This is a genomic window from Variovorax sp. AC103 (assembly GCF_979254005.1).
Genome location: NZ_CEEDFC010000007.1, coordinates 54,503 through 72,455 on the forward strand (window position 1 = coordinate 54,503; position 17,953 = coordinate 72,455).

The 17,953-nt window shown below is 69.3% G+C and carries 17 protein-coding genes; 4 read left to right on the forward strand and 13 right to left on the reverse strand.

The window, feature by feature from the left end; all coding sequences use genetic code 11:
- Window positions 1-55: 55 nt before the first annotated feature.
- The 10 genes from AC0IYU_RS12330 to AC0IYU_RS12375 all read right to left on the reverse strand — a co-directional run bounded on the left by AC0IYU_RS12330 (window position 56) and on the right by AC0IYU_RS12375 (window position 10,917).
- Window positions 56-238, reverse strand: a complete 183-nt coding sequence (locus tag AC0IYU_RS12330) for a hypothetical protein (RefSeq protein WP_435482865.1) — start codon at window positions 236-238, stop codon at window positions 56-58.
- A 137-nt stretch (window positions 239-375) separates the two neighbouring features.
- Complete coding sequence (locus tag AC0IYU_RS12335; protein ID WP_472116997.1) at window positions 376-1,851, reverse strand: N-acyl-D-amino-acid deacylase family protein; 1,476 nt, start codon at window positions 1,849-1,851, stop codon at window positions 376-378.
- Window positions 1,848-2,759, reverse strand: coding sequence for a MurR/RpiR family transcriptional regulator (locus tag AC0IYU_RS12340; protein WP_435440568.1), 912 nt, complete (start codon window positions 2,757-2,759; stop codon window positions 1,848-1,850). Before AC0IYU_RS12340 ends, AC0IYU_RS12335 begins: the two co-directional genes overlap by 4 nt.
- 10 nt (window positions 2,760-2,769) lie before the next feature.
- Window positions 2,770-4,095 (reverse strand): amino acid deaminase, encoded by a 1,326-nt coding sequence (locus AC0IYU_RS12345; protein ID WP_472117000.1) that lies wholly within the window; start codon window positions 4,093-4,095, stop codon window positions 2,770-2,772.
- Complete coding sequence (locus tag AC0IYU_RS12350) at window positions 4,092-5,069, reverse strand: ABC transporter ATP-binding protein (protein WP_472117003.1); 978 nt, start codon at window positions 5,067-5,069, stop codon at window positions 4,092-4,094. The genes AC0IYU_RS12345 and AC0IYU_RS12350 overlap by 4 nt, the downstream gene beginning before the upstream one ends.
- Window positions 5,070-5,223: 154 nt before the next feature.
- On the reverse strand, window positions 5,224-6,255 hold the full coding sequence (locus tag AC0IYU_RS12355) for an ABC transporter ATP-binding protein (RefSeq protein WP_472117006.1): 1,032 nt from the start codon (window positions 6,253-6,255) through the stop codon (window positions 5,224-5,226).
- Window positions 6,255-7,094 carry an ABC transporter permease gene (locus AC0IYU_RS12360; RefSeq protein ID WP_435493888.1) on the reverse strand — a complete coding sequence of 280 codons (840 nt, stop codon included), beginning with the start codon at window positions 7,092-7,094 and terminating at the stop codon, window positions 6,255-6,257. Before AC0IYU_RS12360 ends, AC0IYU_RS12355 begins: the two co-directional genes overlap by 1 nt.
- Window positions 7,095-7,104: 10 nt before the next feature.
- Window positions 7,105-8,058: an ABC transporter permease gene (locus tag AC0IYU_RS12365; protein WP_472117010.1), complete on the reverse strand. Its 954-nt coding sequence runs from the start codon at window positions 8,056-8,058 to the stop codon at window positions 7,105-7,107.
- Window positions 8,058-9,317: a lactonase family protein gene (locus AC0IYU_RS12370; RefSeq protein WP_472117013.1), complete on the reverse strand. Its 1,260-nt coding sequence runs from the start codon at window positions 9,315-9,317 to the stop codon at window positions 8,058-8,060. Before AC0IYU_RS12370 ends, AC0IYU_RS12365 begins: the two co-directional genes overlap by 1 nt.
- 19 nt (window positions 9,318-9,336) lie before the next feature.
- Window positions 9,337-10,917 (reverse strand): ABC transporter substrate-binding protein, encoded by a 1,581-nt coding sequence (locus AC0IYU_RS12375; protein ID WP_472117016.1) that lies wholly within the window; start codon window positions 10,915-10,917, stop codon window positions 9,337-9,339.
- Window positions 10,918-11,128: 211 nt separating this feature from the next.
- Between AC0IYU_RS12375 and AC0IYU_RS12380 the strand changes: the two genes are divergently transcribed.
- Window positions 11,129-11,515 carry a RidA family protein gene (locus AC0IYU_RS12380; RefSeq protein ID WP_472117019.1) on the forward strand — a complete coding sequence of 129 codons (387 nt, stop codon included), beginning with the start codon at window positions 11,129-11,131 and terminating at the stop codon, window positions 11,513-11,515.
- A gap of 3 nt (window positions 11,516-11,518) precedes the next feature.
- On the opposite strand, the gene AC0IYU_RS12385 is transcribed toward AC0IYU_RS12380, so the two are convergent.
- The gene (locus AC0IYU_RS12385; protein ID WP_472117022.1) at window positions 11,519-12,130 is read right to left on the reverse strand and encodes an ATP-dependent Clp protease proteolytic subunit; all 612 of its coding nucleotides are present in this window, start codon (window positions 12,128-12,130) and stop codon (window positions 11,519-11,521) included.
- Window positions 12,131-12,180: 50 nt separating this feature from the next.
- Between AC0IYU_RS12385 and AC0IYU_RS12390 the strand changes: the two genes are divergently transcribed.
- Window positions 12,181-12,990: a sigma-70 family RNA polymerase sigma factor gene (locus AC0IYU_RS12390; RefSeq protein ID WP_472117025.1), complete on the forward strand. Its 810-nt coding sequence runs from the start codon at window positions 12,181-12,183 to the stop codon at window positions 12,988-12,990.
- Between the two features lie 285 nt (window positions 12,991-13,275).
- Here AC0IYU_RS12390 and lolD read toward each other — a convergent pair whose 3' ends face one another.
- Both lolD and AC0IYU_RS12400 read right to left on the reverse strand, forming a co-directional pair.
- Window positions 13,276-13,953 carry a lipoprotein-releasing ABC transporter ATP-binding protein LolD gene (gene lolD, locus AC0IYU_RS12395; RefSeq protein ID WP_472117027.1) on the reverse strand — a complete coding sequence of 226 codons (678 nt, stop codon included), beginning with the start codon at window positions 13,951-13,953 and terminating at the stop codon, window positions 13,276-13,278.
- Entirely contained in the window at window positions 13,946-15,202 is a 1,257-nt protein-coding gene (locus AC0IYU_RS12400; RefSeq protein ID WP_472117030.1) for a lipoprotein-releasing ABC transporter permease subunit, read from the reverse strand. Before AC0IYU_RS12400 ends, lolD begins: the two co-directional genes overlap by 8 nt.
- Before the next feature lie 55 nt (window positions 15,203-15,257).
- Between AC0IYU_RS12400 and AC0IYU_RS12405 the strand changes: the two genes are divergently transcribed.
- Window positions 15,258-16,223 (forward strand): hypothetical protein, encoded by a 966-nt coding sequence (locus tag AC0IYU_RS12405; RefSeq protein WP_472117033.1) that lies wholly within the window; start codon window positions 15,258-15,260, stop codon window positions 16,221-16,223.
- On the forward strand, window positions 16,220-17,941 hold the full coding sequence (gene recJ / locus AC0IYU_RS12410; protein WP_472117035.1) for a single-stranded-DNA-specific exonuclease RecJ: 1,722 nt from the start codon (window positions 16,220-16,222) through the stop codon (window positions 17,939-17,941). Before AC0IYU_RS12405 ends, recJ begins: the two co-directional genes overlap by 4 nt.
- Window positions 17,942-17,953: the final 12 nt, after the last annotated feature.

A 17,953-nucleotide genomic window follows, 5' to 3' on the forward strand; every position in this document is an offset into this window, starting at 1 on the left:
AGAAAATCAATCGACGATAGCGATTCTGTCCGTAACGCTCCAGCAGGCGAAGCATTTAATTCACAGTGCTGACGTTCTGTACGGGGTACAGACGCCGCAGCGCCAAGGAAAGAGCAATCGCGTGTTCACGTGCACCGGTCTCGCCGCGAGCCAATGCGTCGAGCGCCTTTTCGTAGTCGTCCGTGAGCTTTTGCCACTGTTCGTAGTCGGCTCCGAGGCTGTTCGCGTCCTTGTCCATGGTCGCTCCTGTCACGTAGAGGTCCGCCCATCTGGCGCCAGTGTGACGCATTTTCTATCGTACTGTTAGTACTTTCAGATAGCTTAGGCCCGTCGCTCGACCAGCAGGGCCAGCAACCAGCCTGACGTCGCGGTCTTTCAGGCGCCGCGCGTCAGCATCCGGCCCGCCCGAGCGAGCACCCGCGCTTCGGCCTCGCCGCCGCGGTAGGCCAGCACGCCGTTCACGAACACCCGCTCCACACCCAGGCTCACGCCATGCGGGCGGTCGTAGGTGGCGGTGTCGGCGATGGTCTCGGGGTCGAACACCACCACGTCGGCCATGGCGTTGGCCCGCAGCAGGCCGCGGTCGGCAATGCGCAGGTTGCGCGCGGTCATGCCGGTCATCTTGTGCACGGCCTGCTCCAGCGTGAAAAGGCGGCGTTGGCGCCAGTAGCGCGCCAGAACACGCGGAAAGGCACCCCAAAGGCGCGGATGCGGATGGCGGTCGTGCGGCAGGCCGTCGCTGCCGATCATGGTGAGCGGGTGCGCGATGACGCGCTCCACGTCTTCCTCCTGCATCTGGAAGTAGCAGGCGCCGCCGGGCTTCAGGCGCAGGCAGGCCTCCTGCTCGATGATGCCCCACTCGCGCGCGATGTCGGAAACGAGGCGACCGGTCATCTCCGGGTGCGGGTCGGACCAGGTGAGCAGCACGTCGATCACGCCGTCCACCAGGTCCTCGCGCAGCACGGTGGAGCCGGCCACGTAGGGGTAGACATCCATCGCGATCTGCTGGCGCTGCGCTAGTGTTTCTATCAGCGGCAGGGTTTCCCTGGTGCGGCCCCAGTTGGCGGGGCCGGCGCACTTGTGGTGCGAAATGACGAGCGGCACGCCGGCCGCAAAGGCCGAGTCGCCGGCCTCGTGCAGCGCCTCGATGATCTGCTGCATCTCGCTGCGCAGGTGCGTGGCATACACACCGCCGTGGCGCGCCACCACGCGGGCCAGCGCGGTGACCTCTTCCGCGGGCGCCGCAAACGCCTCTTCGTAGAACAGGCCCGAGGACATGCCGTGCGCGCCGTCGGCCATGCAGCTGTCGAGCAGCGCCGCCATGCGCGCGAGTTCGTCGGCGCTGGCCGGGCGGTCGAGTGCCTGCATGGTCGCGAAGCGCAGCGTGGTGTGGCCGATGAGCGCGGCCACGTTGAGCGCGGGCTGCGCCGCGTCCACCGCCGCGCGGTACGCGGCCATGGTCGCGTGCTGGAACGATTCGGCGCCCAGCAGCGTGAGCGGCGGCTTCGACTGCGGCGTGCGGTACGGCGCCAGCGAAATGCCGCAGTTGCCCGTCACCACCGTGGTGATGCCTTGCGACACCTTGGGAAGGCACAGCGGGTCGCGCAGCACGATGGCGTCGTCGTGCGTGTGCGCATCGATGAAGCCGGGCGCGATCACCTTGGCGCGGCAGTCGACCACGTCGACGTCGGCCAGCACCAGGCCGTCGGGCAGCCGCCCGCGCAGGCCTTCGCCCAGCGCGACGATGCGGTCGCCGCGCAGCAGCACGTCGCCCGGCCACGACGGCCCGCCCGAGCCGTCGACCACCAGGCCCGCTTCGAGCAGGATGGCTTTGCTGGCGGTCTCGTTCATGGTGCGGCCTTCTTGCTGTTGATGCCGCCGCCGTCCCAGCTTTGCAGCGGGTGCGTGGTGGCGTCGATGCCGTGGCGCTGGAACGCCTCGCGTGCGCGCTGCAGGCGCTGCACCGCGGGCTCGCCGCGGCGCTGCGCCACCAGCACCGTGAGGATCTCGATGGCCGTGAGGTGGGTGAGGTAGGCGTCGATGCCCACGTGCATCACCGCGTCGTCGGGCACCGACAGGCCGAGCAGAAAGTCGGCCTTGGCCGCGAGCGCCGTCCCGGGCCGCGTGAGCGCGACCACCTGGGCACCCTGCCCGCGCGCGATGTCCACCGCGTCGAGCAGCGACGGCATGCCGCCCACGTGCGAGATGGCGATGACCACGCCACCCCGGCGCTGCGCCGCACCGGCCACCTGCTGCAGGTGGTAGTCGGCCCAGGCGTTGGCCGACAGGCCGAGCCGGAACAGCCGTGCCTGCAGGTCGTTGGCCATGAACCACGAGGTGGCGCCCGCGCCGTAGATGTCCACGTGCGGCGCCGCCGCAATGGCCGCCACGGCACCTTCGAGCACCTGCATGTCGAGCTGTCCGCGCACACCCGAGACCGACGCCGCCGCGCTGCGCGCGATCTTGCCCACCACCTCGTCGGCCGCATCCTCGATGTTCACGCGGCGGTGCAGCGGCGAGCCGCCCAGCGCCAGTTCCTGCGCCAGCGCGAGCTTGAACTCGCGCAGCCCGGCAAAGCCCAGGTCGCGGCAGGTGCGCATGATGGTCGGCACCGAGCTGCGCGAGCGCTCGGCCAGCTGCTCGAAGCTTTCTTCGAGCGCGCGGTCGGGGTCTTCGAGGATCAGGTCGAGAATCGCGCGCCGCGTGGCCGGGGCGCTGCTGCGCAGCTCGGCGATTTTCTGGAGCAGGGAGGGCGTCATCGGTGCGGATTCAGAAGTGCATGGCGACGGCGTCGCTCACGCGGTAGTTCTCTTCGACCACGGGCATCCAGTGCCATTTGTCGAAGGTGGTGCAGGGGTGCGAAATGCCCAGGCCGACGCGCTCGCCGACCACGGGGGCCTGCGCTTCCTCGCCCGCGTCCCAGCGCAGGTAGGCGTGCTGGTCGTTCAGCGCGGTGATCTTCCAGCCGGCGGGCACCGCTTGCGCTTCGAGCGCGCCGCGGGCCGCGCGCGCGATGGGCACGGGCAGCGACAGGTCGAAGGAGATGTCGCGCTTGCCGACCGCAAGAATCGCCAGGCCCGGTTCGGGGCGCGACTGCACGGTGGCCCACACCTCCATGGCGGGCACCAGGCTTTCGCCGCAGCCGCAGCCCAGGCGCTCGTCGACCGCGCTCACCATGCGCTTGTAGAAGCCGTGGTCGTGCGTGACGTAGCAGCCCGAGCGCAGCAGGCCGCGCACCGGTGCGCCGAGCGCGGGCTTCAGGCGGCCGGCCACCAGGTCGAAGATGGCCGAGCCACCGGCGGAGACCAGCACTTCGTCGGTCTCGAAGAGCGAGTGCGTGTCGCAATGGCGCGCCACGGCTTCCACGCGGTCCATCAGCGTCTTCGCATAGGCCGCGTCGGGCTCGCTGGCACCGGTGGCGCCCTGCCCTTCGTAGGTCTCGATCCCGACGAGCCGGGTGGCGTCGCTGGCGCGCAGCCGCGTGGCGAGCGCAATGGCTTCCTCATGCGTGCGGCAACCGGTGCGCGCGCCTTCGACGCCGATCTCCAGCATCACCTCGAAGGGCACGCTGCCGGCATGGCGGGTCGCCCAGTCCTCGATCAAGGCCAGCTGCGCGAGCGAATCGACCAGGAACACGATGCGCAGGCCGGCGTTCGCGCGCAGCAGCAGCTGGATGCCGCCCAGGTCTTCGTCGCTCACCACCTGGTTGGCGATGAGCGTGCGGCGCGCGCCGGCCGCCACGCCCACGGCCAGCTGCGTGACGGTGGCGAAGGTCAGGCCCCAGGCGCCCGCGTCGAGCTGGCGCTGGAACAGTTGCGGCGACATGGTCGTCTTGCCGTGCGGCGCCAGGTCGATGCCCCACTCGCGCACGCGCGCCTGCATCCACGCCAGGTTGTGTTCGAGCGCCTCGCGCTTGAGCACGGCCAGCGGCAGCGGCAGGTCGCCGGCCAGCACGTTCCAGCCGGCGGCACCGACTTCGCTGCGGCGGCGCGGCGCCTGGGTGCGCGGGTAGCCCTTGAAGCGGTCGCTCAGAAGCGGGTCGTTGAAGTCGGAGGCGATGGCGTCGGCGGCGGCGGCTTTGTCGGTCATGGTCATGCGGTGATGTTGGAGAGCAGTTCCTTGCGGATGCAGGCGCTGTAGTGTCCGGTGGAAATTTCGTCGAGCGGCGGCACGGTCTGCGCGCAGGCCTCGATGGCATGCGGGCAGCGCGTGCGGAACACGCAGCCCGAGGGCGGCGAGATGGGGCTGGGAATGTCGCCCTTCAGCGCGATGCGCTCGGTCGCCACCTCGGGGTCGGGCTTCGGGCTGGCGGCCAGCAAGGCCTGCGTGTAGGGGTGCGAGGGGCGCGCGAACAGCTCGTCGGTGGTGGCCACTTCCATCACCTTGCCCAGGTACAGCACCACCACGCGGTCGCACAGGTACTCGACCACGTCGAGGTCGTGCGAGATGAAGAGCATCGTCAGGCCCAGCCGCTCGCGCAGGTCGGCCAGCAGGTTGATGACCTGCGACTGGATGGACACGTCGAGCGCCGACAGCGGCTCGTCGGCCACGATGAACTCGGGCTCCACGGCCAGCGCGCGCGCCACGCCGATGCGCTGGCGCTGCCCGCCCGAGAACTCGTGCGGAAAGCGGCTCGCATGCTCGGCGCGCAGGCCCACGGTTTCGAGCAGCTCGGCGATGCGCTTGTCGCGCGCGGCCGCGCCCTTGTGCAGGCCGTGCGTGGACAGCGCCTCGCCGAGGATGGCGCTGATGCGCATCTTCGGGTTCAGGCTGGCGTACGGGTCCTGGAAGATGATCTGCAGCTTGCTGCGCAGCTTGCGCATGCGCTCGCCCGACAGCGCGCCGATGTCTTCGCCGCGGTAGAGCACCTGGCCGCTGGTGCGTTCTAGCAGGCGCAGCACGGTGCGCCCGATGGTGCTCTTGCCCGAGCCCGATTCGCCGACCAGGCCCAGCGTTTCGCCGGGCTGGATGGCGAACGACACGTCGTCGACCGCGCGCACCGGACGGTCGCCGCTGCCGAAGTATTTCTTGAGTCCGCGGACTTCGATGAGGGGGGCGGCGGTGGTCATGGGGATGTTGTACTGGCTCCCTCCCCCTTTGGGGGAGGGTTGGGGTGGGGGCACGACGGCACTGGATGAAGCACTGCGCCGAACGAACGCCGCTTGCCCCCATCCCAGCCTTCCCCCGGAAGGGGAAGGAGCAACACGCCAGGCAGCGCGCTTGTCATGCGACTCTCGGCAACGGTTGCGCCGGCTGCACGCGCACGCAGCGCGCCTCGCGGCCATGGTGCGTTTCGATCAGCGGCGGCATGGCCGCGCTGCATTCGGGCAGCGCCAGGTCGCAGCGCGGCTCGAAGGCGCAACCCGGCGGCGGCGCCAGCGGGCTCGACACCTGCCCGCGAATCGCGAACAGGCGCTTGGGGCGGGGCTGTCCCGGCAGGCGCGCCTTGCCTGGCAGGCAGGCCAGCAGCCCTTGCGTGTACGGATGCTCCGGCTGCGCGAACAGCGGCCGCACGGGCGCGCTCTCGACCACGCGGCCCGCATACAGCACCACCACGTCGTCCGCATGGTGCGCGACCACACCGAGGTTGTGCGTGATGAACAGGATGCTCATGCCCGTCTCGGCCTGCAGCCGGCGCATGAGTTCGAGGATCTGCGCCTGGATGGTCACGTCCAGTGCGGTGGTGGGCTCGTCGGCGATCAGCAGCGTCGGGTCGCAGGCCATGGCCAGCGCGATCATCACGCGCTGGCGCATGCCGCCCGACAGCTGGTGCGGGTACTCGTGGATGCGTTGCGCGGCGGCCGGAATCTCCACCAGCTCCAGCATGCGCAGCGCATGCGCCATGGCCGCCTTGCGGTCGAGCCCCTTGTGCAGGCGCACGCTCTCGGCAATCTGCTCGCCGATGGTGAACACCGGGTTCAGGCTGGTCATCGGTTCCTGGAAGATCATCGACAGCTGGTTGCCGCGCAGCGAGCGCATCTCGCGTTCGCCGATCTGCAGCAGGTCGAGCGTCTTGCCTTCGCGCGTGACGAACGAGGCGCTGCCGCTGACCTGCGCGTTGGCCGTCTTGGGCAAGAGGCGCATCAGCGTGAGGCTGGTCACCGACTTGCCCGAGCCCGACTCGCCCACCAGCGCGGTCGTCTTGCCGGGCTGGATCGAAAAGCTCACGTCGGCCACCGAACGCACGAGGCCGTCTTCGGTGGGAAAGCTGGTGCTCAGGTTGCTGACCGTGAGACGTGGGGTTGTGGTCGTCATCACGAGGTCTTCTTCAGTTTCGGGTCGAGCAAATCTCGTACGCCGTCGCCCAGCAACTGGAGCGACAGCGCCGTGAAGATGATGGCCAGGCCCGGGAACAGAACCACCCAGAAGGCCTGGTGCGCGTACTGCTGGCTGCCCGCGACCATGGTGCCCCAGGTCGGGATCTCGGGCGGCACGCCGACGCCGAGGAACGACAGCCCCGCCTCCGCCAGGATGGCGTAGGCAAAGATGAACGACACCTGCACCAGGATCGGCGACATCAGGTTCGGCAGGATGTGCCGCCACAGGATGCGCGAGGTGCGCACGCCCAGCGCGCGTACCGCTTCCACGAAGAGCAGCTCGCGCACCACCAGCGTCGAGGCCCGCACCACCCGCGCCACGCGCGGCGTGTAGACCAGCACCAGCGCCAGCACCGTGTTGAGCAGCGAGGGCCCGAGGATGGCCACCAGCGCAATGGCCAGCAGGATGTCGGGAAAGGACATCATCGCGTCGACCACGCGCATCAGCGGCGTGTCGAGCCGGCGGAAGAAGCCGGCCATCAGGCCCAGCGCGGTGCCTGCAATGACGGCACCGAGCGCGGTGAGCGCCGCGATGGCCAGCGAGTAGCGCGCGCCGTGCACGATGCGCGAATACATGTCGCGGCCCAGTTCGTCGGTGCCCAGCAGGTGCGCGGCGCTCGGCGGCTTCAGGCGGTCGAGCACCGCCGTGTCGTTGGGGTCCATGGAGGCGAAGACCGGCGCGCCGATCGCCAGGATGGCGATCACCAGCAGCACCAGGGCGGAGACCATCACGATGCGGCGATGCATCAGCTGGCGGAGCATGCGAGGCATTTGCATTTTTCTTTCCTCAGACCTTCACGCGCGGATCGACGACGGCGTAGAGCAGGTCGATGGAAAAGTTGATCAGCACGTAGATCGCCGCAATCACGAGCAGCGCACCTTGAATGACCGGGTAGTCGCGCCGCAGCACGGCGCTGACCACGAGGTTGCCCACGCCCGGCAGGCCGAACACCGTCTCGGTGATGACGGCGCCGCCGATCATCAGCGCCACCGTGAGGCCGATCACCGTGACGATGGGCACCAGCGCGTTGCGCAGCGCGTGCTTCAGCACCACGGTGCTTTCGCTCAGGCCCTTGGAGCGCGCGGTGCGCACGTAGTCTTCGCCCAGCACGTCGAGCATCGAGGCGCGCGTGAAGCGGATGATGAGCGCCGAGTTCAGCAGGCCCAGCACCGCGGCCGGCAGCACCAGCGCATGCAGCCGCTCGGCCAGCGGCGCGTCGGGCGCGCCGTAGCCTGATACGGGGAACCACCCGAAGGACAACGCGAAGATCTGGATCAGCACGATGCCGAGCCAGAAGCTCGGAATGCTGGCGCCCAGCATCGCGATGCCGGTGAACAGCTGGTCGACCACGCGCCCGCGGAACACGGCGGAGACGATGCCGCAGGGCACGCCGATGAGCGCCGCGATGGCCACCGCCATCAGCGCCAGCAGCGTGGTCGGCTCGGCGCGCTCCCACAGCGCCTGCGTGACCGGGCGCTGCAGGAAGATGGAGGTGCCGAGGTTGCCCTGCAGCACCTCGCGCAGCCAGTAGCCGAACTGCACGGGCAGCGGTTTGTCGAGCCCGTATTCCTTCTGCACGCGGGCGATGTCGGCCGCGGTGGCCTGGTCGCCCAGCAGCACCGACACCGGATCGCCCGAGGCCGCGCGCGTGAGCACGAAGACGATCACCGCCACCAGGGCGAGCACCACGAGCATGCCGAGCGCGCGCGAGGCGATGTAGCGAAGCGGAGCGCTTTTCATCACGCAGAGAACTCGATGGCCGACGCGCTGCCCACCGCCACGTACCGGCCGGTGAACCGGATGTCGCCCTTGCGCACGCGGAACACCGTCACGTTGTCGCCCTGCTTGTTGTGGCACACGTAGAGGAAGCGGCCGCTCGGGTCGAGCGTGCAGCTGCGCGGGTAGTTGCCGCGCGTCCACTCCTCGCGCACCAGCGCGGGGGCGCCGGTGCGCGCGTCGATCCTGAAGAGCGAGATCGAATCGTGCAGGCGGTTGAGCGACACGAAGTGCTGGCCGTCCGGCAGCATGCGAATGCCCGAGGCGTAGCTGGTGCCCTTGAAGCCCTGCGGCAACGCCGAGGTCTCGCTCACCAGCGCGAGCACGCCCGTTGCGTTGTCGTAGCGCATGAAGGCGATGGTCGAGGCCTCTTCGTTCACCAGGTACAGCCACTTGCCGTTCGGGTGAAAGACGAAGTGCCGCGCGCCCGAGCTCTCGGACACGGCCACGGTGCTCGGCTGGCTCAGCACGCCGGTGATGCGGTCGAAGCGGTAGGAGATGACGCGGTCCAGCCCCAGGTCGGCCACCAGCACGAAGTTGCCCTTCGGGTCGGCATGCACCATGTGCGCATGCGGGCCGTCGTGGTCGCTGGTGGCGAAGCCTTCGTGCGAGCGGGCGGCGGCGGGCACCACGTCGGCGCCGGGCTTGCAGGGCGTACCGGCGCCGCAGGCCTCGATGTCCTTGTAGACCACGGCGGCGGCGCCGGCGTCGGGCGTGCCGTCGGCGCGCAGCGCGATCACGCTGACGTCGCCGCTCGCGTAGTTGGCGGTGAAGAGGAAGCGGCCGTCGGGGTGCACGCTGATGTAGGCCGGGTCCTTGCCGCCGCAGGGCGTCTCGGACACGAACGACAGGGCGCCGTCGGCACCGATACGAAAAGCCGAGACCGAGCCGGCCTCGAACTCGTTGGCCGCGTAAAGCATCGGCAGCTTCGGGTGTCGCGCGAGCGATGCGGGATTGCGCAGCTTCGCGCCCTCGCCCGTGGCGGCCACCGCCGCCGGCGCGCCGGGAATGGGCTTGAGCGCGCCGGTCGCGCCGTCGAGCACGAACTCGTGCACGCCCAGCCCGCGCCCGCCGCGCCACGGCTTGCCGCCGTCGCTGTAGGTGCCGACGTAGGCGTAGACCGGGCCGGACGTTGCGGCCCGGACGGAAGTGGACGTGAGGCCCAAGGCTCCGAGGCCGGAGGCCAGTGCGCTGGCTTGCAGAAGTTGGCGACGCGATGGCATGGCGGGGGTCCTTGCGGGCTTACTTGATCTTCGCGTTCCAGAAGAACGGCCAGGTGGCGGGCGTGTAGTTGTCCAGCGCCGGGCTCCTGGCCGACAGGCCGTTGAACTTGCCCACGTTGATGTACGGCACCTCCTCGTAGACCACCTGCTGCACCTTGCCCCACAGCGCGCCGCGCTTGGCCGGGTCGCTCTCGACGTTGAAGGCCTGCAGCGCCGCCTTCTTGGCGGGCGTGTCCCACCAGCCGGGCGCGCCGTCGCCGAGCTGCGGCGGCGAGAGCATGGGCTCGGGGAACTGGCCCGAATGGGTCACGTAGATGTCCCACAGCTTGGAGTCGTTGCGGCGCTGCACCAGCGTGGCCCAGTCGACCACGTTCAGGTCGACCTTGAAGCCGGCGCGCTTCAACTGCTCGGCCATCAGCAGCGACATGTTGTAGTGAAAGTCGTACTGCCGGCTGGTGAGCACGCGAATGGGCTCGCCCTTGTAGCCGGCCTTGGCCGCGGCCTCCTTGGCCTTGGGCGCGTTGCGCTGGTTGTACTGGTCGCTGCCGGCCGTCGAATAGAACGGCGAGCCCTTCGGGAAATGGTTGCCCTCGGCCGCGAAGAAGCGCGTGTCGCCGAAGCCGGCCGCGAGCATCTCGCCTTCGCCCAGCGCGGTTTGAATCGCCTGGCGCAGGGCCGGGTTGGCGGCCACGCCTTCCTTGGTGTTGAGCACGAGGTACGGGAAGCCGAACGAGGGCGTCATGATCGGCACCGTCTTGCCGCCGGACTTCTCCAGGCGCGGCAGGGCTTCCACCGGCAGCAGGTCGGCAAAGTCGTACTGGCCGGCCAGCGCGCCTTCGACGCGCGTGCTGGCATTGGGCACGGGCACGAAGCGCAGCTCCTCGATGGCCGCCTCGCGCTTGCCGCCGTAGCCGCTCGCGGGCTCCTTGCGCGCGGCGTACTTGTCGAAGCGCGTGAGCAGCACGAACTGGTCGGGGCGGCGCTCCTTGAACTTGTAGGGGCCGGTGCCGACGAAGTCCTTCAGCGGCGAGGCGATCGAGTCCTTGGCCATGATGGCGGCCATGCCGCTGGGCAGCGCGAGCTGCGACAGCAGCGGTGCATAGGGCTCCTTCAGCACCACCTCGACCGCCAGCGGGCCCTTGGCCTTCAGGCTGTCGATTTCCTTGCCCACCGCCTTGCCGCGCGGCGACTGCTCCATCCAGCGCTGCAGGCTGGCGACCACGTCGTCGGCGGTGAGCTCGCGGCCGTTGTGCAGCATCACGCCGCGGCGCAAGGTGATGGCGTAGGTCTTGCCGTCGGCAGAGATCTTCGGCATGCCCTCGGCCAGCATCGGCACCACGTTCCACTTGGCGTCGAAGGTGTAGAGCGTCTCGTAAACGTGCTGCATGATGGTTCCGACCAGGTCGGCGGTCGAAGCCATCGGGTCGAGCGTCTGCGGCTCGGCCACCATCGCCAGCGTGGCGAAGTTGCGCGGGCCCTGTGCGCGGGCGCTCTGGTAAGGCAGCGCGGCGCACAGCATCGCGAGCAGGGAGGCGCCCAGCAGGCTGCGCCTGGACAACAGGGGCAACGAAAGACGCTGGACTGGACCGATGTGGGGCATGAGGACTCCTTCTTGGGGCGGGCGCCTCGAACGGGCGGGTTTTGAAAGAAATTTTCTTTCTTGCCCGGACTCTGAAGCACTATCCATGCCAAATCATCCGTGTTAACCCTTGCTCAGGGGTTATTCTGAAATAGATTTTCAGATTGGAGGGATACTCGCAGCGCGTTTCCCTCCTGTTCGATCACCCGATTTCTTCCCTCAAGGAGCCCTCATGCCTCTCGAATACCTCGGCGCCCCGCCCCTCGCCTCCGACCGCCAGGTGCGCCCTTTCTCCCCGGCCGTGCGTGCCGGCGACTTCGTCTATGTGTCGGGCCAGGTCCCCGCGGACAAGAACGGCGAGATCGTGGCGGGCGGCATCGAGGCGCAGACGCGCCAGGTCATGGAAAACCTCAAGACCGTGCTGGCGCTGGCCGGCGCCACGCTCGACGACGTGTGCAAGAGCACCGTCTGGCTGCAGGACGCGCGCGACTTCGGCGCCTTCAACCGCATCTACATGAGCTACTTCGGCGAGAACAAGCCGGCGCGCTCGACCACCGAGGCGCGCCTGATGGTGGACGCCAAGGTCGAGATCGACGTGGTGGCCTACAAGCCGAAGTAACCGCTACTTCAGCTCGGTCTTGCGCTGGATGATGCGCGAGACCAGCCCGTAGTCGACCGCCTCCTCGGCCGACAGCCAGCGGTCGCGCTCGATGTCGGCCAGCACCACGTCCAGCGGCTTGCCGGTTTCGCGCGCGATCTCGTGCGCGATGCGCAGGCGGGCCTTGATGATTTCCTGCGCCTGGATGGCGATGTCGGTCGCCTGCCCGCCCGCGCCGCCGCTGGGCTGGTGGATGAGGAAGCGCGTGTTCGGCAGGCACACCCGGCGCTCGCGCGGGGCGGCCAGAAACAGGTGCGTGGCCGCGCTGCCGACCCAGCCGGTGCCGATCATGTTCACCGGCGCGCTGATGAAACGCACGATGTCGTGGATGGCGTCGCCCGACTCCAGGTGACCGCCCGGCGAGCTCACGAGGATGTCGATGGGCTTGTCGGCGCTGTCGGCGTCCAGCGCGATGAGCCGGCGCGTCACGTCGGCCGCCACGGCGTCGGTGATGCTGCCGAAGATCAGCAGCGTGCGCGACTTGAACGCCTTTTCTTCCAGGTAGGAGTTGCGCGGCTCGGCGGTGGCGGCGGGCTTGGTGTCGTCGTCGGATTCCAGAGAGAACATCGGGTGCATGAAGAAAGCTCCTGTGGTTGGACTGTCTTGACGAACAAGCCCACAGTTTCGTGACATCGCGCCTGCTGTGGCAAGCTGCGCCGATGCTCGATGAACGCTATCTCTCGCAATTCCCGGCGCTGCGAGCCCGGCTGGTTCGCGCGGCGGCGCGCACGCTGGGCACGCAGGCCGAAGCAGAGGACGTGGTGCAGGACACCTACCTGCGCGCGCTCGAAGCCGGCGACGTGCAGCCGCCCGATTCGGCACAGGCGTGGCTGACCACGGTGATGCAGAACCTTGCGGTAGACCGGTTGCGGCGCGACAACTGGATGCGGCGCTGGCTGCGCGATGCCGATCCGCTCACGCTCGAAGCACCTTCGGCGGAAGCCGATGCGGCGCAGGCCGAGTCCATCGAACAGGCGCTGCGCTCGATCGCCGCCAGGCTGTCGCCGGCCGATGGTGCCGCGGTGCTGTTGCGCGAAGTCTTCGAGGCCAGCTTCAAGGAGATTGCGCAGGCCAGCGGCAAGACCGAGGCGGCGTGCCGGCAGCAATTGCATCGCGCGCTGCTGCGGCTGCGCCAAGACAAGCACGGGGACGGGGGCGGGGAAGACACCGGATCGGAAGCGGCCTTCCAGGCGTACCGGCAGGCACTGAGCGACTGCGATGCGCAAACCCTGTTCGCGATGCTGCGGCAGCCGCCGCTGCGTGCGGTCGCGGTGCCGGCCGCCATGGCACCCAGGTCGGGCGCGCCCCGCGCGGTCTGCCAGGTGGTGCAGATGGGCGGACGGCTCGGGCTGGTGCTGACGCTGGGCGGCAAGGTGTTGTGCGTGCTGCCGCTGGATGCGCGGCAGACCGAAGAAGAAGCCCTGCCTTTGAATTAGCGCTTTCCCCCTCTGTGGGAAGGTTGGGATGGGGGCAGCGCGGCCTCGAAGGCTGCATGGCGTTGAAAGCCGCGAGCCCCCACCCCGGCCCTCCCCCAGCGGGGGAGGGAGAAAAACAGAAGGCAACGCGACGAACTGACGTCGCTCCCGTCCTGGTTTGGCTCCTTCCCCCTCTGGGGGAAGGCTGGGATGGGGGCACGCGCGGCCTCGAAGGCTGCATGGCGTTGAAGGCCGCTAGTCCCCACCCCGGCCCTCCCCCAGCGGGGGGAGGTAGAAAAACCTCGATCAGCCGGCCAGGCGCCCGGCCACCAGCTGCAGCACCCGATCGCACCGCTTCGCCAGGTCCTGGTCGTGCGTGACCATCACGAACGCCGTGCCATGCCGCCTTGCCAGGTCCAGCATCAGTTCGAACACGTTGTCCGCCGTGCTGCGGTCGAGGTTGCCCGTCGGTTCGTCGGCCAGCACGCAGGCCGGCTGCGTGACCAGCGCGCGCGCAATCGCCACGCGCTGGCGCTCGCCGCCCGACAGCTCGGCCGGCCGGTGGTGCAGCCGCTCGCCCAGCCCCACGCTCTGGAGAATCTTCGTGGCCGCCTGCGCCGCCGTGGCAGGCTCCACGCGCCGGATCTTCAGCGGCATCGCCACGTTGTCCAGCGCGCTGAACTCGGGCAGCAGATGATGGAACTGGTAGACGAAGCCCAGGTGCTGGTTGCGCAAGCGCCCCTGCTCCGCCGCGTCCGCATGCGCGATATCCTTGCCGAGCAGCTCGACCTTGCCCGCCGTGGGCGCGTCGAGTCCGCCCATCAGGTGCAGCAACGTGCTCTTGCCCGAACCCGATGCGCCGACGATGGCCAGCGTTTCGCCTGCGTGCACGTCAAGGTCGACGCCGTGCAGCACGGTCAGGTCGAGCCGGCCCTCGTGGAAGCGCTTGGTCAGTCCACGGGCCTTCAGAACAACTTCACTCATAGCGCAGGGCCTCGGCCGGGTTCACGCGGCTGGCGCGCCAGCTCGGGTACAGCGTGGCGACGAAGGCCAGCACCAGGGAAATGATCGCAATCGGCACGATGTCGCTTTGCTGCGGATCGCTCGGCATCTTGCTGATCAGGTAGATGTCCTTCGGCAGGAAGCTCGCGTGGAACAGCTGCTCCAGGAAGGGCACGATCACGTCGATGTTGTAGGCGATGCCCAGCCCCAGCAGCAGCCCGGCCAGCGTGCCGATCACGCCCACCATCGCGCCCTGCACCACGAAGATGGCCATGATGCTGCGCGGCGAGCTGCCCAGCGTGCGCAGGATGGCGATGTCGGCGCGCTTGTCGGTCACGGTCATCACCAGCGTGGAGACCAGGTTGAACGCCGCCACCGCCACGATGAGCGTGAGGATGATGAACATCATGCGTTTCTCGACCTGCACGGCCGCGAACCATGTCTTGTTCTGGCGCGTCCAGTCGCGGATGAGGAACTCGCCCGGCAGGCTCACGGCCAGCTGGTCGGCCACGTCGCGCGCCTCGTTCAGGTCCTTCAGCTTCAGGCGGATGCCGGTGGGGCCCTCGAGGCGGAACACCTTGGCGGCATCCTGCTCGTGCACCATGGCCAGCGCCGAGTCGTACTCGTAGTGGCCCGAGTCGAAGGTGCCGACCACGGTGAACTGCTTCAGCCGCGGCACCACGCCGGCCGGCGTGACCTGTCCGCCCGGTGCCACCAGCGTGACCTGGTCGCCCGGCTGCACGAACAGCGAGCGCGCCAGCTCGGCGCCCAGCACGATGCCGAACTCGCCCGGCACCAGCTTGTCGAAGGTGCCCTTCGACGCAATGCCGTTGATGTCGGTCACCTCGGGTTCGAGCTTGGGGTCGATGCCGCGCACGATGGTGCCCTTCATGTCCTCGCCGCGCGCAATGAGCGCCTGCGTGCTGATGAAGGGCGCCGCGCCGAACACCTCGGTGTTCTTGCGCGCCGCGGCCATGATCTGGTCGAGGCTTTGCAGCGCCTGGCCGTCGCGCGAGAAGATCTCGATGTGCGACACCACGCCGAGCATGCGGTCGCGCACCTCTTTCTGGAAGCCGTTCATCACACTGAGCACAATGATCAGCGCCGCCACGCCCAGGGCGATGCCAAGCATCGAGACACCGGAGATGAAGGAGATGAAGCCGTTGCGCCGCGTCGCCCGGCCTGCGCGCGTGTAGCGCCAGCCGAGCTGCAGTTCATAGGGAAATCGCATAGGGTCGGAATTGTGGCATTCCGGATGACCTCAGGGCTTCCCGGACAATAGGGAGATGGCCGAAACCCTCCCACGTCATTTGTTGATCCCTTTCGCCGGCCGCGGTTCCCCGGCTTGCCGCGCGGCACTGCCCACGTTGCGGCTGCCCAACCTCGAAACCCTGCTGCTGCGACTGACCCTCGCCGACACCGACACCCAGGACGACAGCACGCGCTCGCCGCCGCACGAACGCGCGCTGGCGCGGGCGCTCGGCATTCAGGCGGCCGACGGCTGCATCCCCTGGGCCGCCTTCGAGGCGCGGCAACTCGGCATCGCCACGCCGGACGACACCGAAGGCTGGGGCCTCGTCACGCTGTGCAACTGGCAGGTCGGCATCGACGACGTGGCGCTGGGCGACCCGTCCGCCATCGAGATCGACGCGGCCGAATCGGCGGCGCTGCTGGCCGTGGCGCGCCCCTTCTTCGAGGAAGACGGCATTGCGCTGCACGCGTCTCCCGTGCCCGGCCGCTGGCTGGCGCGCGCGCGCATCTTCGACGGACTGGCCACCGCCTCCATCGACCGCGCGGTGGGCTACCCGATCTCGCAGTGGTCGCCGCTGGCCGACGCCGCGCGCTCGCTGCGCCGGCTGCAGAACGAGATGCAGATGCTGCTGTACACCGAGCGCGTGAACGACGACCGCGCCGCGCGCGGCGTGCCGCCCATCAACTCATTCTGGCTCAGCGGCACCGGCGCGCTGAAAGAAACACCGTCGCCGACCGGCCCCGCGCCCGAGGTGAGCGACGCGCTGCGCGTGGCCTCGCTGCGCGACGACGGCGCCGGCTGGGCACAAGCGTGGCAGGCGCTGGACGCCGGCCCCGTTGCCATGCTGCTGGCCGACTACACGCGCGGCGCCGACGTGGCGCTCACGCTGTGCGGCGACCGCGCCGCGCAGCGCTACACCGTGCAGCCGCGCGGCCTGGCACGCTGGGCCAGGAGCCTTTTCGACCGCAAACGCGCGTCGGTCGTGCTGGAATCGCTATGAAAATCATAGCTAGAGAGATCCCGCCGCGCACCGTCTGGGCACTGGAGCAGGCGGGCGTGCACCCCCTGCTGGCGCGCCTGTTCGCGGCACGCGGCGTGCGCGCCAAGGACGAGCTCGACGACGGCCTCGCGCGCCTGCTGCCGCCCGACACCTTGCGCGGCACGCAGGCCGCCGCCGTGCTGCTGGCCGACGCCATCGCGCAGGACAAGCGCCTGTGCATCGTGGCCGACTACGACTGCGACGGCGCCACCGCCTGCGCGGTCGGCGTGCGCGGCCTGCGCCTGCTGGGCGCCAGGCACGTGAGCTACCTCGTGCCCGACCGCGTGGTCGACGGCTACGGCCTCACGCCGCCCATTGCCGAACGCGTGGCCGACAGCGGCGCCGACATGCTCATCACCGTGGACAACGGCATTGCCAGCGTCGACGGCGTGGCCGCCGCCAAGGCGCGCGGCCTGCAGGTGCTGGTGACCGACCACCACCTGCCCGGCCCCGAGCTGCCCGTGGCCGACGTGCTGGTCAACCCCAACCAGCCGGGCTGCGACTTCGAAAGCAAGAGCATCGCCGGCGTCGGCGTGATGTTCTACGTGCTGCTCGCGCTGCGCTCGGAGCTGCGCAAGCGCGGCGTGTTCGACGTGGCCACGCAACCGAAGCTCGATGCGCTGCTGCCGCTGGTGGCTTTGGGAACGGTCGCGGACGTGGTGAAGCTCGACGCCAACAACCGCCGCCTGGTGGCGCAGGGCCTGCGCCGCATCCGCGCGGGCTCGATGCCGGCCGGCGTGGCCGCGCTCTTCAAGGCCGCGGGCCGCACGGCGTCCGCCGCCACCACCTTCGACTTCGGCTTTGCCCTGGGCCCGCGCATCAACGCGGCCGGCCGGCTGGCCGACATGACGCTGGGCATCGAATGCCTGCTGACCGACGACGCGGGCCGCGCCGAAGAGCTGGCGCGCATGCTCGACGGCATCAACCGCGAGCGGCGCGACATCGAAGGCGGCATGCGCGACCAGGCGCTGCTGCTGGCCGAGTCGCTGTTCGCCGCGGATGGTGAAGGCATCGAAGCCCCGCCGCCGGCCATCAGCGTGTTCGACGCCAACTTCCACGAAGGCGTGGTCGGCATCGTGGCCTCGCGCATCAAGGACCGTTTTCACCGCCCCACCTTCGTCTTTGCCGCGAGCGGTGCGCCGGGCAAGGAGCACGAGCTCAAGGGATCGGGCCGGTCGATTCCGGGCTTTCACCTGCGCGACGCGCTCGACCTGGTGGCCAAGCGCCACCCGGGCGTGCTGCTGCGCTTCGGCGGCCACGCGATGGCCGCGGGCTGCACGGTGGCGCGCGAGCACTTCAAGACCTTCGAGCAGGGCCTGGCGCAGGTGGCGGGCGAATGGCTGGCGGCCTCGGCGCTCACGCGGCAGCTGGAGACCGACGGGCCGATCGCGCGCGAGTACATGCGCATCGACCTGGTCGACACGCTGCACAAGGAGGTGTGGGGCCAGGGCTTCGCGCCGCCGACCTTCAGCGAAGAGGTGGAAGTGGTGTCGCAGCGCCTGGTGGGCGAGAAGCACCTGTCGCTCAAGCTCAGGCACCAGGGGCAGCCGATCGACGCAATCTGGTTCAGCCATACCGAGCCCCTGCCGCCCAAGGTGATGCTGGCGTTCCGGCTCGATGCCGACGAGTGGCAAGGCGTGCGGCGGCTGCGCTTCCTGGTCGAAGGCGCGGAGTTCTAGTTCCGGTTGCAG

Excerpts from the sequence above, each read along its gene's own strand:
- AC0IYU_RS12330 (WP_435482865.1), bottom strand. The coding sequence starts at position 238 with ATGGACAAGGACGCGAACAGCCTCGGAGCCGACTACGAACAGTGGCAA.
- AC0IYU_RS12335 (WP_472116997.1), bottom strand. The coding sequence starts at position 1,851 with ATGAACGAGACCGCCAGCAAAGCCATCCTGCTCGAAGCGGGCCTGGTG.
- AC0IYU_RS12340 (WP_435440568.1), bottom strand. The coding sequence starts at position 2,759 with ATGACGCCCTCCCTGCTCCAGAAAATCGCCGAGCTGCGCAGCAGCGCC.
- AC0IYU_RS12345 (WP_472117000.1), bottom strand. The coding sequence starts at position 4,095 with ATGACCATGACCGACAAAGCCGCCGCCGCCGACGCCATCGCCTCCGAC.
- AC0IYU_RS12350 (WP_472117003.1), bottom strand. The coding sequence starts at position 5,069 with ATGACCACCGCCGCCCCCCTCATCGAAGTCCGCGGACTCAAGAAATAC.
- AC0IYU_RS12355 (WP_472117006.1), bottom strand. The coding sequence starts at position 6,255 with ATGACGACCACAACCCCACGTCTCACGGTCAGCAACCTGAGCACCAGC.
- AC0IYU_RS12360 (WP_435493888.1), bottom strand. The coding sequence starts at position 7,094 with ATGCAAATGCCTCGCATGCTCCGCCAGCTGATGCATCGCCGCATCGTG.
- AC0IYU_RS12365 (WP_472117010.1), bottom strand. The coding sequence starts at position 8,058 with ATGAAAAGCGCTCCGCTTCGCTACATCGCCTCGCGCGCGCTCGGCATG.
- AC0IYU_RS12370 (WP_472117013.1), bottom strand. The coding sequence starts at position 9,317 with ATGCCATCGCGTCGCCAACTTCTGCAAGCCAGCGCACTGGCCTCCGGC.
- AC0IYU_RS12375 (WP_472117016.1), bottom strand. The coding sequence starts at position 10,917 with ATGCCCCACATCGGTCCAGTCCAGCGTCTTTCGTTGCCCCTGTTGTCC.
- AC0IYU_RS12380 (WP_472117019.1), top strand. The coding sequence starts at position 11,129 with ATGCCTCTCGAATACCTCGGCGCCCCGCCCCTCGCCTCCGACCGCCAG.
- AC0IYU_RS12385 (WP_472117022.1), bottom strand. The coding sequence starts at position 12,130 with ATGCACCCGATGTTCTCTCTGGAATCCGACGACGACACCAAGCCCGCC.
- lolD (WP_472117027.1), bottom strand. The coding sequence starts at position 13,953 with ATGAGTGAAGTTGTTCTGAAGGCCCGTGGACTGACCAAGCGCTTCCAC.
- AC0IYU_RS12400 (WP_472117030.1), bottom strand. The coding sequence starts at position 15,202 with ATGCGATTTCCCTATGAACTGCAGCTCGGCTGGCGCTACACGCGCGCA.
- AC0IYU_RS12405 (WP_472117033.1), top strand. The coding sequence starts at position 15,258 with ATGGCCGAAACCCTCCCACGTCATTTGTTGATCCCTTTCGCCGGCCGC.
- recJ (WP_472117035.1), top strand. The coding sequence starts at position 16,220 with ATGAAAATCATAGCTAGAGAGATCCCGCCGCGCACCGTCTGGGCACTG.